The organism is Filibacter tadaridae (genome assembly GCF_900609045.1).
Taxonomy (GTDB): Bacteria; Bacillota; Bacilli; order Bacillales_A; family Planococcaceae; genus Sporosarcina; species Sporosarcina tadaridae.
Genome location: NZ_UXAV01000084.1, coordinates 1 through 262 on the forward strand (window position 1 = coordinate 1; position 262 = coordinate 262).

The window sequence follows — 262 nt, forward strand, 5'->3', positions numbered from 1 at the left end:
TAAACTCGCGACCAGTTTAAGGTCATTTTTATTGGCGTATTGGATGTTCTCTTTTTCTGAATAAGCTTTGTCGCCGATGACTGTATCGATGGTCATTCCTGTTTTCCTACTTTTTTTGATTAGGGACTGTAGATATTTTCCGTCGGTTTTTTCTCCTGTGGTTATGACTGCCGCTGTGATTAGCCGCTCCTCATTCATCGCCATATGTGTTTTGTATCCGAAAAAAGAGGAATCTGCCGTTTTATGTCCCACCCGTGCATCG

General features: G+C 42.4%; 1 protein-coding gene. It reads right to left on the reverse strand.

All coding sequences use genetic code 11. The features are described from left to right. The coding region (locus FILTAD_RS15665; RefSeq protein ID WP_148085411.1) for a transposase at window positions 1-262 on the reverse strand (262 nt) is incomplete at both ends.